The organism is Streptomyces sp. MJM8645 (assembly GCF_001625365.1).
In the GTDB taxonomy this organism is placed as follows: Bacteria; Actinomycetota; Actinomycetes; order Streptomycetales; family Streptomycetaceae; genus Kitasatospora.
Window position 1 is genome coordinate 5655851 of sequence record NZ_LJJF01000001.1, and the last position, 16042, is coordinate 5671892.

The 16042-nt window shown below is 74.4% G+C and carries 11 protein-coding genes; all 11 read left to right on the forward strand.

Going from position 1 to position 16042, the window contains the following annotated elements; translation table 11 throughout:
- Positions 1-11 precede the first annotated feature (11 nt).
- The 11 genes from A6F73_RS24205 (at position 12) to A6F73_RS24255 (ending at position 16041) form a co-directional block, all read left to right on the forward strand.
- Complete coding sequence (locus tag A6F73_RS24205) at positions 12-4622, forward strand: non-ribosomal peptide synthetase (protein ID WP_063349713.1); 4611 nt, start codon at positions 12-14, stop codon at positions 4620-4622.
- Positions 4623-4677: 55 nt separating this feature from the next.
- On the forward strand, positions 4678-5451 hold the full coding sequence (locus A6F73_RS24210; RefSeq protein WP_079135957.1) for an alpha/beta fold hydrolase: 774 nt from the start codon (positions 4678-4680) through the stop codon (positions 5449-5451).
- Between the two features lie 261 nt (positions 5452-5712).
- Complete coding sequence (locus tag A6F73_RS24215) at positions 5713-7257, forward strand: tryptophan halogenase family protein (RefSeq protein ID WP_079135958.1); 1545 nt, start codon at positions 5713-5715, stop codon at positions 7255-7257.
- A 30-nt stretch (positions 7258-7287) separates the two neighbouring features.
- Complete coding sequence (locus A6F73_RS24220; RefSeq protein ID WP_063349714.1) at positions 7288-8550, forward strand: cation:proton antiporter; 1263 nt, start codon at positions 7288-7290, stop codon at positions 8548-8550.
- Positions 8551-8555: 5 nt separating this feature from the next.
- Positions 8556-9050 (forward strand): flavin reductase family protein, encoded by a 495-nt coding sequence (locus tag A6F73_RS24225; RefSeq protein ID WP_244293482.1) that lies wholly within the window; start codon positions 8556-8558, stop codon positions 9048-9050.
- A gap of 54 nt (positions 9051-9104) precedes the next feature.
- Positions 9105-10808, forward strand: coding sequence for a 2-isopropylmalate synthase (locus tag A6F73_RS24230; protein WP_244293483.1), 1704 nt, complete (start codon positions 9105-9107; stop codon positions 10806-10808).
- Between the two features lie 80 nt (positions 10809-10888).
- Entirely contained in the window at positions 10889-12310 is a 1422-nt protein-coding gene (locus tag A6F73_RS24235) for a PLP-dependent aminotransferase family protein (protein WP_063349715.1), read from the forward strand.
- A 105-nt stretch (positions 12311-12415) separates the two neighbouring features.
- Complete coding sequence (locus A6F73_RS24240) at positions 12416-13438, forward strand: 3-oxoacyl-[acyl-carrier-protein] synthase III C-terminal domain-containing protein (protein ID WP_063349716.1); 1023 nt, start codon at positions 12416-12418, stop codon at positions 13436-13438.
- Positions 13435-13716 (forward strand): phosphopantetheine-binding protein, encoded by a 282-nt coding sequence (locus tag A6F73_RS24245; protein WP_079135959.1) that lies wholly within the window; start codon positions 13435-13437, stop codon positions 13714-13716. The genes A6F73_RS24240 and A6F73_RS24245 overlap by 4 nt, the downstream gene beginning before the upstream one ends.
- Positions 13717-13774: 58 nt before the next feature.
- A complete protein-coding gene (locus A6F73_RS24250) occupies positions 13775-14881 on the forward strand; it encodes an acyl-CoA dehydrogenase family protein (RefSeq protein ID WP_063349717.1) in 1107 nt (368 codons plus the stop codon).
- The gene (locus A6F73_RS24255; RefSeq protein WP_063349718.1) at positions 14878-16041 is read left to right on the forward strand and encodes an HAD-IIIC family phosphatase; all 1164 of its coding nucleotides are present in this window, start codon (positions 14878-14880) and stop codon (positions 16039-16041) included. Before A6F73_RS24250 ends, A6F73_RS24255 begins: the two co-directional genes overlap by 4 nt.
- Position 16042 lies beyond the last annotated feature (1 nt).

Consider the following 16042-nt stretch of genomic DNA (forward strand, 5'->3'; position numbering starts at 1 on the left):
GGGCAACCGACATGAGTGAAACCCAGACGTCCACGTCCCGCGAGGACCGCATAGCGGCCCTGCCCGAGCACCTGCGGGCCCTGCTGCGGGACCGCCTGGCGGGCACCGAGACGCCCGCCCCCGAGGCCGCCGCGAGCACCGCGCTGCGCCCCGCCGACCGCGACCGCCCGCTGCCGATGTCCTTCGCCCAGCAGCGGATGTGGTTCCTGTACGAGTTCGACCCGGAGTCGGTCGGCTACAACTCCTCCTTCGCGCTGCGGCTGCGCGGCGACCTCGACCGCGCCGCGCTGCAGGGCGCGCTGGCCGCCGTCGTCGACCGGCACGAGGCGCTGCGCACCACCTACGACCAGGTGGACGGCGTCCCGGTGCAGGTCCCGCACCCGAGCGTGGACATCCCGCTGCCGGTCGTGGAGGCCGGCGGCGGGACGCCCGAGGAGCGGGAGGAGGAACTGCTGAGACTGGTCCGCGAGGAGGCCGGCCGGCCCTTCGACCTGCGCACCGGCCCGGTGCTGCGGACCCTCCTCGTCCGGCTCTCCGACCGCGAGCACGTGCTCGTCCTGAGCATCCACCACATCGCGCACGACGGCTGGTCGCTGTCGATCGTCACCCGCGAGCTGGGCCAGTACTACGCGGCCGCGCTCCAGGGGCGCGAACCCGACCTGCCCGCGACGGGGCCGCAGTACGCGGACTACTCGGTGTGGCAGCGCGAGCGGGCCTCCGGCGGGCGGCTCGACGAGCAGCTCGACTACTGGCGCGAGCAGCTCGACGGCGTCCCCGTGCTGGAGCTGCCGACCGACCGGCAGCGCCCCGCCGTGCCCACCGGGGCGGGCGCCTTCCACGAGTTCAGCGTCCCGGCGGAGACCGTCGCCGGGCTGCGCGAGCTCACCGAGTCCGCCGCGGCGACGCTGTTCATGACGCTCACCGCGGCCACCCAGCTGCTGCTGGCCCGGCTCTCCCGGCAGGAGGACGTCGCGATCGGCACCCCGGTGGCCGGCCGTGACGAGCCCGAACTCGCCGACCTGGTCGGCCTGTTCCTCAACACCCTGGTGCTGCGCGCCCGGATCGAGCCGGGCCTGGGCTTCCGGGACTTCCTGGGCCAGGTCCGCGACACCGTGCTGGCCGGCTTCGACCACGCGGAGGTCCCATTCGAACGGGTGGTGGACGCCGTCCAGCCCGAGCGCGACCCCAGCCGGATGCCGCTCGCCCAGGTACTCATCGTCCTGCAGAACGCCCCCGAGGCGACCCTCGACCTGCCCGGGCTGACCATGGAGCAGCTCGCCCTGCCGCAGGCGAGCACCGGCTTCGACCTCGTGGTGGCCTTCGAGGAGCGCCCCGACGGCAGCCTCTGGTCCGCCCTGGAGTACAGCACCGACCTGTACGACGAGGCCACGGTGCGCCGCTTCGCCGGCCACCTGACCACCCTGCTCGGCTCGATCGCCGCCGACCCCGACCAGGAGCTGGGCCGGCTCGACCTGCTCGACCCGAAGCAGCACAACCGGCTCACCGTGGACTGGGCCCGCAACCCGGTGGCCTTCCCCGAACAGGACCCGGTGCACCTGCTGGTGGCCAAGCGGGCCGCCGAACGCCCCGACGGCCTCGCGGTGGTGCGCGGCGACGAGCGCCTCAGCTACGCCGAACTCGACCGCCGGGCCGGGCTGTTGGCCGAGCTGCTGCGCTCCCGCGGCACCCGCCCCGGCGACGTCGTCGGCGTGTGCTGCGAGCGCGGCCCCGACCAGGTGGCCGCCACCCTCGCGGTGCTCAAGGCCGGCGCCGCCTTCCTGCCGCTGAACCCGCGCTTCCCGGCCGCCCGCCGGGAGCTGATGCTGGCCGAGACCGGCGCCCGGTTCGTCTTCACCGAACGCGCGCTGGCCGCCGACGCGGGCGAGTCCGCCGCCGAGCCGCTGATCCTGGAGGACCTGCGCCCGCAGCTCGACGCGCACACCGGACCGGTGCCCGAGGGAGACCGGGTGGGGCCGGACGCGCTCGCCTACATCGTCTACACCTCCGGCTCCACCGGGACGCCCAAGGGCGTGCTGCTGGGCCACGGCGGCCTGACCAACGTCGTCAACGCCTCCCGGCTGATCGTCGGCACCGGCCCCGAGAACACGGTGACCCAGCTCTCCTCGCCCAGCTTCGACGGCGCGGTCTGGGAGACCTTCCTCGCCCTCGTCTCCGGCGCGGCGCTCGCCCTCCCGGCGAACGAGTCCGAGGCGCTGGGCAGCGAGCAGCTGCGCGCCATGGCGGGAGGCCGGCCCACCGTCCTCGCGCTGCCGCCCGCGGCCCTCGCGGCGGTCGAGCCCGAGGCGCTGCCCGCCGGCTCGGTGGTGCTCGCCGTCGGCGACCGCTGCCCGGTCGGCCTGGCCCGCAAGTGGTCGCGGGTGCACCGCTTCATCAACGGCTACGGCCCGACCGAGAACACCGTCGGCGCCACCATGTTCGAGGTCCAGGACGAGGAGGCCGGCAGCCGGCTGTCGATCGGCCGGCCGCTGCCCAACACCGAGGTCTACCTGCTGGACCCGCACGGCAACCCGGTGCCGCCCGCCGTCACCGGCGAGATCCACCTCGGCGGCCGCGGCGTCGCCCAGGGCTACCTGGGCCGCCCGGAGCTGACCGAGCAGCGGTTCGTCCCGCACCCCTTCGCGGACGACGCCGGGGCCCGGCTCTACCGCACCGGCGACCTCGGCGCCTGGCTGCCCGACGGGCGGATCGACTTCCGCGGCCGGGCCGACGACCAGGTCAAGATCCGCGGCTTCCGGGTCGAGCCCGGCGAGATCGAGTCGGCCATGCAGCGCCACCCCGCGGTCGACCAGGCCGCCGTGGTGGTCCGCGAGAGCGACCGCGGCAAGCAGCTCGTCGGCTACCTGGTCGCCGCGCCCGGCCGCGACCGGGGCGAGGCGGTCCGCGAGGTCCGCGAGGCCCTGACCGAGGAACTGCCCGCCTTCATGGTGCCGGCCGCGCTGATCCCGATGGACGCGATGCCGCTCACCACCAACGGCAAGGTCGACCGGGACGCCCTGCCGGACGCCCGGGAGGCCCTGACCAGGGTCTCCACCCCGCCGAAGGGCCCGGTGGAGACGGCGCTGGCCGAGGTGTTCCGCTCGGTGCTGGGCATCGAGGACGTGGGCGCCGAGGACGACTTCTTCCTGCTCGGCGGCGACTCCATCCTCTCCACCCAGGTGGTCGCCCGGGCCCGCCAGGAGGGCCTGCACTTCACCGCCCGGGACCTCTTCCAGCACAAGACCGTCGCCGCGCTCGCCAAGGCCGCCGGGACGGGGGAGAGCGGGCCGGCCGAGGAGGACCCGTACGCCACCGGGCCCGTGCCGCTGACCGCCGTGCAGCAGTGGTTCTTCGAGCACCACACCGTCAACCCGGGCCACTTCAACCAGTCGCTGCTGTTCGAGCTCGTCCCGGGCGCCGACACCGAGGCCCTGCGCGCCGCCCTGGCCGCGCTGGTCGGGCAGCACGACATGCTGCGCGCCCGCTACACCCGCGACGCCGAGGGCGCCTGGTCCCAGGAGGTGGCGGCCGAGGCCGACGGCTGCTGGGACTTCCAGCGGCTCGACCTCGCCGGGGCGCCGGACGCCGAGGAGCGCGCCACCGAGGCGTTCCGGCAGGCCCAGAGCGGCCTGCGGCTGGCCGACGGGCCGCTGCTGCGCGCGGTCCTGGCCGACCTGGGGCCGGACCGCCCGGCCCGGCTGTTCCTCACCGCGCACCACCTGGTGGTCGACGGCGTCTCCTGGCGCATCCTGCTCGACGACCTGCGCTCCGCCTACGCCGACCTGGCGGCCGGCCGGCCCGCCCGGCCCGCCGCGCGTTCCACCTCCTTCGGCCAGTGGTCCCGCCGACTGCGCGAGCACGCCCTGACCGGCGGCTTCGACGACGAGCTGGCGCACTGGCGGTCGCTGCCCGAGCCCGCCGGGGAGCCCCTGGACACCGGCCGGTTCGGCGACCGCCGCACCGCGCGGCACACCCTGACCGGGGACGAGACGGAGGCGCTGCTGCGCCGGGTGCCCGGCGTGCTGCGCGCGCAGGTCCACGAGGTGCTGCTGACCGCCCTCGCCCAGGCGCTCGCCGCCCAGGGCCACGCCGGCGACGGCGGCACCGTGATCGACCTGGAGGGGCACGGCCGCGAGGAGATCCTGGACGGCGTCGACCTGTCCCGCACCGTCGGCTGGTTCACCACGATCTACCCGGTGCTGCTCGACGTGCCCGCGGAGCTGGCGCCGACCGCCGCCGTCCGGGTGGCCAAGCGCCGGCTGCGGGCCGTCCCGCGCCGCGGCATCGGCCACGGCGTCCTGCGGCTGGCGGCGGCCGCCGAGGCCCGGGAGGACCTGCTGGTCCCCGCGCCCAAGGCCCGGATCGGCTTCAACTACCTCGGCCAGTGGGACAACCAGCTGCCCGAGGGGGACCGGCTGATCCTGCGCCACCTGGACCACGGCGGCGGCGACCACGAGCCGGGCGAGACCCGCACCTACGAGCTGGACGTCGCCGCCGCGGTCGAGGGCGGCCGGATGGAGCTGTCCTGCGTGTACGCGGGCGGCCGGTTCGACGAGGCGGCGGCCACCGCCCTGCTCCAGCGCATGCACGAGGCCCTGCGCGAGATCGTCCGGGCCTGCGGATGACCGGCCGGGCCGGTACGGACACGGCCCCGCGGGGCCGACGGAAGGAAGTGACCGTTTGAACGACGACCAACCCTGGCTGGTGATCCCCCGGCCGCGCCCGGAGGCGACCCGGCGGCTGGTCTGCCTGCCGCACGCCGGCGGCAGCGCGGGCTTCTACCGGCCCTGGGCCAACCACCTCTCGGCGGCCGTCGAACTCCAGCTCGTCCAGTACCCGGGGCGGGAGGAGCGGATCGAGGACCCCTTCGTCCAGGACGCCGCGAGCCTGGTGGCCCAGCTGACGCAGGCGCTGCTGGAGACCGACCGCCCCGGCGTCGAGACGGTCGTCTTCGGCCACAGCATGGGCGCGCTGCTCGCGTACGAGACCGTGCAGTCCCTGCACGCGCAGGGCCTGCCGGTGGCCCGGCTGGTGCTTTCCGGCTACCCGCCGCCGCAGGCGCCGGCCGGCTCCGGCGACGGACCGGCCGGGCGGGCGCCGGCCCTGCCCCGCGGCGACGACGAGCTCCTCGCCACGGTCGCGGGCCACGGCGGGACCCAGATGTCGATCTTCGACGACCCGGACATCCGGGAGATGGTGCTGCCGATCCTGCGCAACGACTACCTGCTGATCGACTCCTACCGGCCCACCGCGCTGCGCCCGGTGGACTGCGGGGTCGTGGTGCTCACCGGGGACTCCGACGTCACGGTGAGCGTCGAGCGGGCCCGCGGCTGGGAGGCGCTGGCCGGCAAGGAGTTCGCGTTCCACGTGCTGCCCGGCGGGCACTTCTACCTGACCGCGCAGCGGGCCCGGGTCATCTCCCTGCTGCACGACTACCTGCTGGACGGTGGCTGAGCCGGCCCTGCCGGTCAGGCTCAGCCACTGCCGAACCCCCGCCGAATTCCGGCGAGTTCCGCCGAACAGATGGCACCCCCAACCATCGGGTGTCATCTGTTCGGCATGCCGGAAAACACCCGGCGAAGGCCGGGACGCGCTGGAGTGCGTGTTTCCGCTGAGGCTTAAAAGCCTGTTTTCCGGAGGCTCCGCTGCCGCAGGATTTCGAGCCATGGGACAGCCCGGGGCTCCGGGTTGAACGACCGGCTGAGAGGGTCAGGAATGCTGGGCAACGTCGTCATCGTCGGTGGTGGGACATCCGGTTGGATGACCGCCTCGTACCTGCGCGCCGCATTCGGCGATCGCATTTCCGTCACGCTGGTGGAATCCAAGCGAATCAAGTCCATCGGGGTCGGCGAGGCGACCTTCAGCACCGTCCGGCATTTCTTCAACTACCTGGGCCTGCCGGAGCACGTCTGGATGCCCAAGTGCAATGCCACCTACAAGCTGGGCATCCGATTCGAGAACTGGCGGCGCAAGGGCCACTACTTCTACCACCCCTTCGAGCGCCTCCGGGTCGTCGACGGCCTGCCGCTCACCGACTGGTGGCTGAACAGCCGCTCCGGCGACCGCTTCGACCAGGACGTGTTCCTGATGGCCGCGATCTGCGACGCCGAGAAGTCCCCGCGCTACCTCGACGGCACCCTCTTCGAGCAGGACTTCAAGGAGGGCGGCAACACGACCGAGCGCGACACCCTCACGGAGCAGGACACCCAGTTCCCGTACGCCTACCAGTTCGACGCCTCGCTGCTCGCCGACTTCCTCTCCGGGTACGCCACCGAGCGCGGCGCCAAGCACATCGAGGACGACGTCGTCGAGGTCGTCCAGGACGACCGCGGCTGGATCAGCGGCGTGCGCACCAAGGAGCACGGCCTGATCGAGGGCGACCTCTTCATCGACTGCACCGGCTTCCGCGGCCTGCTGATCAACCAGACCCTGGAGGAGCCGTTCAACTCCTTCCAGGACACCCTGCCCAACAACCGCGCGGTGGCGCTGCGCGTCCCGGTCGACATGGAGAAGCGCGGCCTGCGCCCCTGCACCACCGCCACCGCCTCGGACGCCGGCTGGATCTGGACCATCCCGCTGTTCGGCCGCATCGGCACCGGCTACGTCTACTCCGACGAGTACGCGACGCCCGAGGAGGCCGAGGCCACGCTGCGGGCCAAGGTCGGCCCGGAGTCGGAGGGCCTGGAGGCCAACCACATCAGGATGCGGATCGGCCGCACCCGCAACGCCTGGGTCAACAACTGCGTCGCCATCGGCCTGTCCAGCGGCTTCGTCGAGCCCCTGGAGTCGACCGGCATCTTCTTCATCCAGCAGGGCATCGAGGAACTGGTCAAGCACTTCCCGGACGCCAACTGGGACCCGGGGCTGCGCCGCTCCTACAACCGCATCGTCGGCAACACCATCGACGGCGTACGGGAGTTCCTCGTCCTGCACTACAAGGCCGCGGCCCGCGAGGACAACGCCTACTGGCGGGACGCCAAGACCCGGGTGATGCCCGACGGCCTGGCCGAGCGGATCGAGCTGTGGAAGGCCAAGCCTCCGACGGAGGCCACCATCTTCCCGCACTTCCACGGGTTCGAGTCCTACTCCTACCTGGCCATGCTGCTCGGCCTCGGCGGCATCGAGCTCAAGGCCCCGCCCGCGCTCGCCCTGCAGGACGGCAGCCGCGCGGAGAAGGAGTTCCAGCTGCTGAGCGACCAGTCCGCCGAGCTCCTGAAGCGCCTGCCCAGCCAGTACGAGTACCTCGCCCAGATGCACTGACCCCTTCGGCTCCCCGAGAAAGGAGGCACCATGGACAGTCTTCCGTACGTACCGGCCGCGGTGACGCTCGCTCTGCTCGTCCCCGTGGCACTGCTCGGACGCCGGCTGGCGAAGCTGCTGCGGCAGCCGGAGATCGTCGGCGAGATCATGGCCTGCCTCCTGCTCGGGGCGCTGCTGGCGAGCCAGTGGCACTGGAAGCCGGCCACCATGGACGGCGGGGCCCTCCTGGAGAAGGCGGGCCACCTCGGCCTCGCGCTCTTCCTGGTGGGCGCCGTCCACGAGATCCGGGCCGGCGGCAGCCGGCTGGGCGGGCGCAGCATCGCACTGACCGCCGTGGGCTCGCTGCTGCTGCCGCTCGGCTGCGGCGTCGCGTTCGCCGCGTGGGTGCTGGCCGACGGCTCCCCGGCGCTGCGCGGCGGCGCCCCGGCCGGGGTGCTGGTCCTGATGCTGGCGATCGCGCTGGCGGTCACCGCCGTCCCGGTGCTGGCCGGCATCCTGGACGACCGCGGCATGCTCAACACCGCGATCGGCCGGCTCTGCATGGCGGTCGCGGTCTCCATCGACGCCGTCACCTGGTCGCTGCTGGCGATCGCGGTCGGCCTGGCGCACGGCGGCGGGAAGATCACCCCGTACCTGGTGTTCGTCGTCGGCCTGCTGGGCGCCTGGCTGATCCGCCGGGCCGGGGCCCTGCCCGGGCCCCGGGCCTGGGCCGAGCGGATCCCGGTGGCGGTGCCGATCGGGCTGACCGCCGCCGCGGCCGTGGCCGCGGCGCTGACCACCTCGCGGCTGGGCCTCACCGATGTGCTCGGCGCCGTCCTGGTCGCCCTGGCGCTGCCGGGCGACGACGGCGCGGGCCCCTGGACCAGGGCCGCCCACACCGTCGGCGGCTGGGGCCGGATCGTGCTGCCGCTGCTGTTCACGGTGACCGGCATGGGCCTCGCCTCGGCGCCGCTCAGCGTGTTCTCCTGGCAGGCCGTCGTCCTGTCGGTGGTGCTCGCGATCTTCGGCAAGCTGGTCGGCAGCTACTACGGCGCGCGGGCGGCCGGCCGGCCCCCGGTGGAGAGCATGCGGATCGCGGTGTTCCTCAACGCCCGCGGCCTGACCGAGCTCGCCGTCCTCCAGACGGGTTACCAGGCCGGGATCCTCACCCCGGCGCTCTTCCTCGCCCTCGTCGTGATGGCCCTGTTCACGACGGTGCTCAGCGGCCCGCTGCTGTGGGTCATCGACCGGCGCACGGCGAGCGTGGACGCGCCCCGGACCGCGGAGCCGGTCCCCTACCCAGTCGAGCGGTGAATCACGTGGAACTCGTCACCTCAACCCCCTCCGACTTCCGGACCTTCATGTCCGGCTTCCCGAGCGGCGTCGCCATCGTCACCTCGCTGGACGACGCCGGCCGGCCCTGGGGCATGACCTGCTCCGCCCTGTGCAGCGTCACCGTCGAACCGCCCACCCTGCTGGTCGGCATGCGGGCGGAGAGCCCGACCCTGAAGGCCGTGCTGCGCAGCGGCCAGTTCGCGGTGAACCTGCTGCACGCCGAGGGCCGCGGCACCGCCGAACTGTTCGCCTCCGGCGACCCGGACCGGTTCGACGCCACCACCTGGCGGCTGCCCCCCGGCGCCGGCGGACCCCACCTCGTCCACGACGCCCACGCGGTGGCCGACTGCCGGGTCAGCCAGCTGGTCCCCGTCGGCGGCCAGCGGATGGTCTTCGGCGAGGTCATCCGGATCACCGAGCTCAGCGACGCGTCGCCGCTGCTCTACGGGAGGAGACAGTTCAGCTCCTGGCCCGCCTAGCAGAGCTAGCAGAGCGTCCCCACAAGACGCCCAGACCACCGTTGTGGAGGAGAGATGACCGCTCAACCCACCGACGCGGACACGCCGCAGGGCACACCCGCCCGCGACCAGGGCATCCAGCGCCACAGCGCGATGCCGGTCCGGAAGTACCAGCCGTACCAGGCGGTCGGGCTGCCCGACCGAGGCTGGCCGGGCCGCCGCGCGGAACAGGCCCCGCTGTGGTGCAGCGTCGACCTGCGGGACGGCAACCAGGCCCTGACCGACCCCATGGACATCACCCGCAAGCGGCGGATGTTCGACCTGCTGGTCGCCATGGGGTTCAAGGAGATCGAGGTCGGCTTCCCCACCTCCTCGCAGGACGACCACGCCTTCCTCCGCCACCTCGTCGACACCGGCGCGATCCCGGACGACGTCGTCGTCCAGGTCATGACGCCGATCCGCGGCGACTTCATCGAACGCACCGTCAAGGCCCTGGAGGGCGTGCCCCGCGCCGTCCTCCAGATCTTCAACCCGACCTCGGAGGTCCAGCGCCGCCTGGTCTTCCGCAAGGACCGCCGGCAGACCACCGCCATGGCGCTCGACGGGGCCGAACAGGCCCTCAAACTCCAGGACTCGATCCCCGGCACGGAGATCTACCTCCAGTACGCGCCGGAGTCCTACACCCAGACCGAGCCGGACTACGCGCTCGAACTCTGCAACGCCGTCCTCGACTTCTGGGCCCCGCGGGCCGCGCACACGCTGCGGATCAACCTGCCCTCCACCGTCGAGGTGTTCCCGCCGCAGGAGTTCGCCGACCGGATCGAGTACACCCACCGCAACCTGCTCCACCGCGAGCGCACCATCCTCAGCGTGCACCCGCACAACGACCGCGGCAGCGGCGTCGCCGCCGCCGAACTCGCCGTCCTCGCCGGGGCCGACCGGGTCGAGGGCACCCTGTTCGGCAACGGCGAGCGCTCCGGCAACGTCTGTCTGGTCACCCTGGCCATGAACCTGTTCTCCCAGGGCGTCGACCCGATGCTGGACCTGAGCGACATCGACGGCATCCGCCGCATCGTCGAGAGCTGCAACCAGATGCCCGTCCCCGCCCGCCACCCGTGGGCCGGCGACTTCGTCTACACCTCCTTCGCCGGCTCCCACCAGGACGCCATCGCCAAGGGCCTGCGCGCCCGCGAGGAGTCCGGGCAGGAGGTCTGGGACGTGCCGTACCTGCCGATCGACCCGCGCGACATCGGCCGCGACTACCAGGCGCTGATCCGGATCAACACCCAGTCCGGCAAGGGCGGCATCGCCCACCTGCTGCGCACCGAGTACGGCATCGAGCTGCCGCGCCGCCTCCAGATCGACTTCGCCGCCGAGATGCAGGCGGTCTGCGAGGAGATCGGCGGCGAGATCACCGGCGACCAGCTGTGGGAGCACTTCGTCGAGCGGTACGTGGCGCTGGGCACCGAGACCGTGCCCGGCCTGCCGGAGCCGGAGCCGCTGGCGGCGGAGCCCGGCGACACCCGCTGGAGCGGGGCCACCGCCGAGGCGGTGGCCGGCTACGGGCTCGATGCCGTCATCCAGGGCCTCGTCGTGGAGCGGGCCGGCGCACCGCTGAACGCGGTCACCGCCGCCTTCGAGATCGTCGTGGACTCCCACTCCTACTGGGGGGTCGGCATCGCCCAGGAGGAGGGCGAGGCTGTCGGCCGGGCCGTCCGGGTCGCGTGCCTGCGGGCGCTGCTGGACACCGAGCGGGCCGGTCTGTCCGAGGCCCGCTAGGGCCGGCGGGCCGGGCAGGGCTTAACAGGTCCGCAGGGCTTTAACAGGGCCGCCGTGGGCGGGGGAGGGAGGAGCCAAACATGCCCTGGAACACCTTGATCGACGTGGCACGGGAGGACGTGCTCCCGCTGACCGCCCAGATCCGGGACGGCATCAAGCGGGAGATCGCCGAGGGGGCGCTGCACCCCGGCACCCGGCTGCCGTCGAGCCGTCAGCTCGCCGAGGACCTCCGGGTGTCCCGCAGCGTCGTCGTCGAGGCCTACGGGCAACTCGTCGCCGGCGGCTACCTGGAGGCCACCCGGGGATCGGGCACCCGGGTCGCCACCCACCTGGACCGGGGCACCCGGATGCCGACCCTGCTCGGCGACGCCCGCCCCGCCCCGGTGATCCGCTGGGACCTGCGGGCCGGCGGCGCCGACGCCTCCGCCTTCCCCCAGCGCGAGTGGCTGGCCGCCTACCAGCGGGCCGCGCGCCGGCTCGGCCCGCGCGACCTCGGGTACCCGCCGGTGTCCGGCGTCCCGGCGCTGCGCGCCGAACTCGCCCGCTACCTCGGGCGGGCGCGCGGCGTGCACACCACCCCCGAGCACGTCATGGTGGTCTCCGGGTTCGCCCAGACGCTCGGCCTGGTCTGCGCCACGCTGCCCCGCACCGGCCTCGGCGCGCTCGCCGTCGAGGACCCGTGCCACCCGCAGCAGCGCCAGTTCATCGTCGAGTCGGGCCTGGACTGCCCGTCCGTCCCGGTCGACGAGCACGGCATCGACGTGGCCGCGCTCGCCCGCACCGGCGCCCGCGCGGTGCTGGTCACCCCCGCCCACCAGTTCCCCACCGGCGCCGTGCTCAGCGCCGAGCGGCGGGCCGCCCTGGTCCGCTGGGCGGAGGACGTGGACGGCTGGATCATCGAGGACGACTACGACGGCGACCTCTGGCTGGACCACGGCCGCCGGCCCACCGCGCTGCAACGGCTGGCCCCCTCCCGGGTGCTCTACGCGGGCACCGCGAGCAAGTCGCTGGCCTCCGGGATGCGGCTGGGCTGGCTGGTCGCCCCGCCCCGGCTGCGCCGCCGCCTGGAGGAGGTCCGATCCCAACGGGACCTCGGCTGCGACGTGTTCACCCAGCACGCGTTCGCCGAACTGCTGGACGGCGGCGAACTCGACCGGCACCTGCGGCGCCAGCGCGAACGGCTGCGGGCCCGCCGCGAGGTCTTCCACGAGGCCGTGCGGCGACGGCTGCCCGGGGCCCGGATCGTGGGCGCCTTCGCCGGCCTGCACGCCTACGTCCAGCTCCCGCACCGGGTGGACGAGGCGGCGCTGGTCGCCCGGGCGCTGCGCCGTTCGGTGCTGGTGCGCGGCGGCCGCTCCTACCACCACCGGTCCTGGCAGTCCGGGCCGGCCCTGGTGGTGGGGTACGCCGGGGTGCCCCGCAGCGGCGTCGCCGAGGCGGTGCGGGAACTGGGGGAGGCCTACGCCGAGTCGGCGGCGGACGGCTGCCTGCGCAGTGCCTGAGCCGCGCCCCGGCTTTGCCCGGAACGCGGCAGGGACGGCACCGAGAGACCCCGGACGGACGCCCGGCCGGACAGCGGACAGACAGCGGAGAGTCGAGGACACGGCATGGTGACGACGAGGACGGGTGGCGCCCCCGCGCCGCTCGCGGTGCGCGAGGCGGCCTGGCACCTGCCGGAGCAGCGGGTGCCGGTCGGCGAGCTGCCCGAACTGGCGGGCCTGGCCGGCGAGCGCAGAACCACGCTGGCCGGCCTGGGCATCGACACCGTGGCCGTCGACCGCGAGCTCGGCCCGACCGGGCTGGCCGAGCGGGCGGCCCGCAGCGCGCTGGCCGGCGCCGGGCTCGCCGCCCAGGACCTGGACGCCCTGATCGTCGTCGACTCCCGGGCCCCCGAGACCCTGCTCAGCTCCGAGGCGACCAGGCTCCAGGCCCGGCTCGGCGCCGACCGGGCCGTCACCTTCGGCGTCGGCGGCCTCGGCTGCGTCTCGCTCGGCCCGGCCCTGCTCGCCGCCCGCGGACTGCTCGCCGCCGACCCCGACGTCCGGCACGTCCTGGTCGCGCACGCCTCCACCCCGGCCACCCCCGGCCGCTACCGGCACCCCGTCACCGTCAACGGGGACGCCGGGCAGGCCCTGCTGCTCGCCCGCACCGGCCCGGTGCGGGTGCTCGACCTGGTCCAGGAGACCAACGGCGCGTACTGGGACCTCTTCCGGGTGGACTACCGGGACCGCCCCTGGGAGAGCTGGCAGGAGGAGTGCCGGGACCTGCCCGGCTACTCCTTCCGGCTCGCGGTGGAGACCAGGAACCGGCTCACCGCGCTCCTGGAGCGGCTGCTCAAGCGGCACGGCCTCGACCGCGCCGACGTCGCCGGCTACGCCAGCCAGAACCTCTCGGCGGGCGGACTGCGCTTCCTGGCGGAGTCGCTGGGCGTCGACCTCCTGCCGGAGTGCCGGGAGAACCTGGCCCGGTACGGCCACCTGGGGCCGAACGACGTCTTCCTCAACCTCTGGACGGCGCTGGCGAACGGGCGGCTGGCCGAGGGCGACCGGGTCGTCCTGGTCAACGTCAGCCCGGTGGCGGCCTGGAACCTGCTGCTGGTGGAAATCGGACCCTGGGAGAGCACCGCGTGACCGACACGGCAATCGAGATACGGGAGTTCCTGACCGTCGCACTGCGCCGGCCGGTGGCGCCGGACGAGGACTACTTCGCACTGGGGCTCGCGGACTCGCTGTTCGCGCTGGAGCTGGTGGTCTTCGTCGAGGAGCGGTTCGACATCCGGATCGAGGTGGACGACCTCGACCTGGACTCCTTCCGCACCGCCGAGCGGATCGCCGCGCTGGTCGAGCGCAAGCGGGCCGGCCTGGGCACGGGCGAGGAGACGGGGGCCGGCTGTGCCGCCCACGGCTAGCGAGACCCGTCCGTCCGCCCCGTCCGACCCGGGGGCTTCGGTGGCCCCGGGGACTTCTGTGGTCGACGCCGCGGCCGAGCTGGCCGCCGCCGTCCGCGACGAGGCCGCCCGCTGGGACGAGCAGGGCGCGCTGCCCGACGAGGCCGTCCGCGCGGTGGCCGCCGCCGGGCTGCTCGGCCTCGACCTGCCCGCCCGCCACGGCGGCGCCGGCGCCACCCCGGCCCAGCTGGGCGAGGCCGTCGCGCACCTGGGCGGCGTCTGCGGCGCCCTGCGCGCGCTGCTCACCGTCCAGGGCATGACGGCCGCGGCGCTGCTGCGCTGGGGCGGCGAGGAGCAGCGCGCGCGGTGGCTGCCCGCACTGGCCTCCGGCGAACGCCTCGCCGGCTTCGCCGCCACCGAACGGGAGGCCGGCAGCGCGCTCGCCGAGGTCGGCACGCGGATCGAGGACGACGGCGAACGGCTGGTCGTCACCGGCGCCAAGCGCTGGGTGACCTTCGGGCAGAGCGCCGACGTGTTCCTGGTGCTGGGGCGCACCGACGCCGGCCCGACGGCCGTCCTGGTGGAGGCCGACCGGCCCGGGATCGTCCGCGAGCCCGTCAGCGGCCAACTCGGCCTGCGCGCCGCGCGGATCGCCCACCTCACCTTCGACCGGGTGCGGGTGCCCCGGGAGAACCTGGTGGCGCCGCCCGGGCTGGGCCTGACCCACACCGCCGCCGTGGCGCTGGACCACGGCCGGTTCACGGTGGCCTGGGGCTGCGTCGGCATGGCGGAGGCCTGCCTGGCCGACGCCGCCGAGCACGCCGCGCACCGGGTCCAGGGCGGCGTGCCGCTGGCCGGGCACCAGCTGGTGCGCTCGCTGCTCGCCCGCTCCGCCGTCGACACGGCGGCCGCCCGGGCGCTGGCCGAGCGGGCCGCCGAGGCCCGGGCCGGCTCGCCGCTGGGCGCCGCCACCGAGACCGTGGTCGCCAAGTACGCGGCGGCCGGGGCGGCGAAGGCGGTCGCCGACCGGGCCGTCCAGATCCTCGGCTCGGCGGGCTGCGAGCCCGGCGTCCGGGCCGGCCGGTTCTACCGGGACGCCAAGGTGATGGAGATCATCGAGGGCAGCCCGCAGGTCGCCGAACTGCACATCGCCGACCGCCTGTTGCGCCAGGGGGTGCGCCGATGACCGGGGCTCAACCGGGGCCGCAGCGGAGTGGGGCGGAGCAGAGTAGGGCGGAGCCGACCGTCAAGGTCCTGGTCTGGGACCTCGACGACACCCTCTGGGACGGCACCGTGCTGGAGGGCGACGACCCGGCGCCGTTCCCCGTCGCGACCGCCGCCCTGCGGGCGCTGGACGAGCGCGGCGTCCTGCACGCCGTCGCCAGCCGGAGCGACCGGGCCGTCGCCACCGCGCACCTGGAACGGCTCGGGTTGCACGAGCTGTTCACCGTGCTGGAGATCGGCTGGGGGCCCAAGTCGGGCGCGGTGCGCCGGATCGCCGAGGCCATCGGCATCGGGCTGGACACCGTGGCCTTCGTCGACAACGACCCGGTCGAGCGCGCCGAGGTGGCCGCCGCCCACCCCGTGGTGCGCTGCTACCCGGCCGAGCAGGTCGCCGAGCTGGCCGAACTGTCGGAGTTCCGGCCCGAGTTCGTCACCGCCGACGCCCGCGAACGCCGGCTGCGCTACCGCGGCGAGGCGCTCCGCACCCAGGCCCGGGAGGATCACCAGGGCACCCCCGAGGAGTTCCTCGCCTCCCTGGGACTGGAGTTGGCGATCCGTCAGGCCGGGCCGGACGACCTCGCCCGCGCCCACGAGCTCACCGTCCGCACCCACCAGCTCAACACCACCGGCCGGACCTACGGCCTGACGGAGCTGCGCGCCCTGTGCGACTCGCCCGACCACCGGGTGCTGGTCGCCGAACTGACCGACCGGTTCGGCGACTACGGCACCATCGGACTCGCGCTGAGCGAGCGGACCGGGCACCGGGAGGGCGACGGCCCGGCCGGGCCGGCCGAGGTGCTGCGGCTGCTCCTGCTGTCCTGCCGGGTGATGTCCCGGGGCATCGGGCCGGCGCTGATCGGGCACGTCGTGCGCGCGGCGCTCGCCGAAGGGCGCCGCCCGCTGGCCGAGTTCGTGCCCACCGACGTCAACCGGGTGATGCTGGTGAACCTCCGGTTCGCCGGGTTCACCGTGGTGGGCCAGGAGGGGGAGGGGCGGCTGCTGCTCGGCTACCCGCCCGCCGCCCCGCCGCCCCCGCCGCCGGGCCACCTGCGGCTGATCACCCCCGAGGCGCCCAACGCCCCTGCCGCCCTTGAGGCCCCCGAGGCCCGGAACCGGCCGTGAC

Coding starts and splice junctions, on each gene's coding strand:
- A6F73_RS24220 (WP_063349714.1), top strand. CDS start 7,288: ATGGACAGTCTTCCGTACGTACCGGCCGCGGTGACGCTCGCTCTGCTC.
- A6F73_RS24230 (WP_244293483.1), top strand. CDS start 9,105: ATGACCGCTCAACCCACCGACGCGGACACGCCGCAGGGCACACCCGCC.
- A6F73_RS24240 (WP_063349716.1), top strand. CDS start 12,416: ATGGTGACGACGAGGACGGGTGGCGCCCCCGCGCCGCTCGCGGTGCGC.
- A6F73_RS24215 (WP_079135958.1), top strand. CDS start 5,713: ATGCTGGGCAACGTCGTCATCGTCGGTGGTGGGACATCCGGTTGGATG.
- A6F73_RS24255 (WP_063349718.1), top strand. CDS start 14,878: ATGACCGGGGCTCAACCGGGGCCGCAGCGGAGTGGGGCGGAGCAGAGT.
- A6F73_RS24205 (WP_063349713.1), top strand. CDS start 12: ATGAGTGAAACCCAGACGTCCACGTCCCGCGAGGACCGCATAGCGGCC.
- A6F73_RS24235 (WP_063349715.1), top strand. CDS start 10,889: ATGCCCTGGAACACCTTGATCGACGTGGCACGGGAGGACGTGCTCCCG.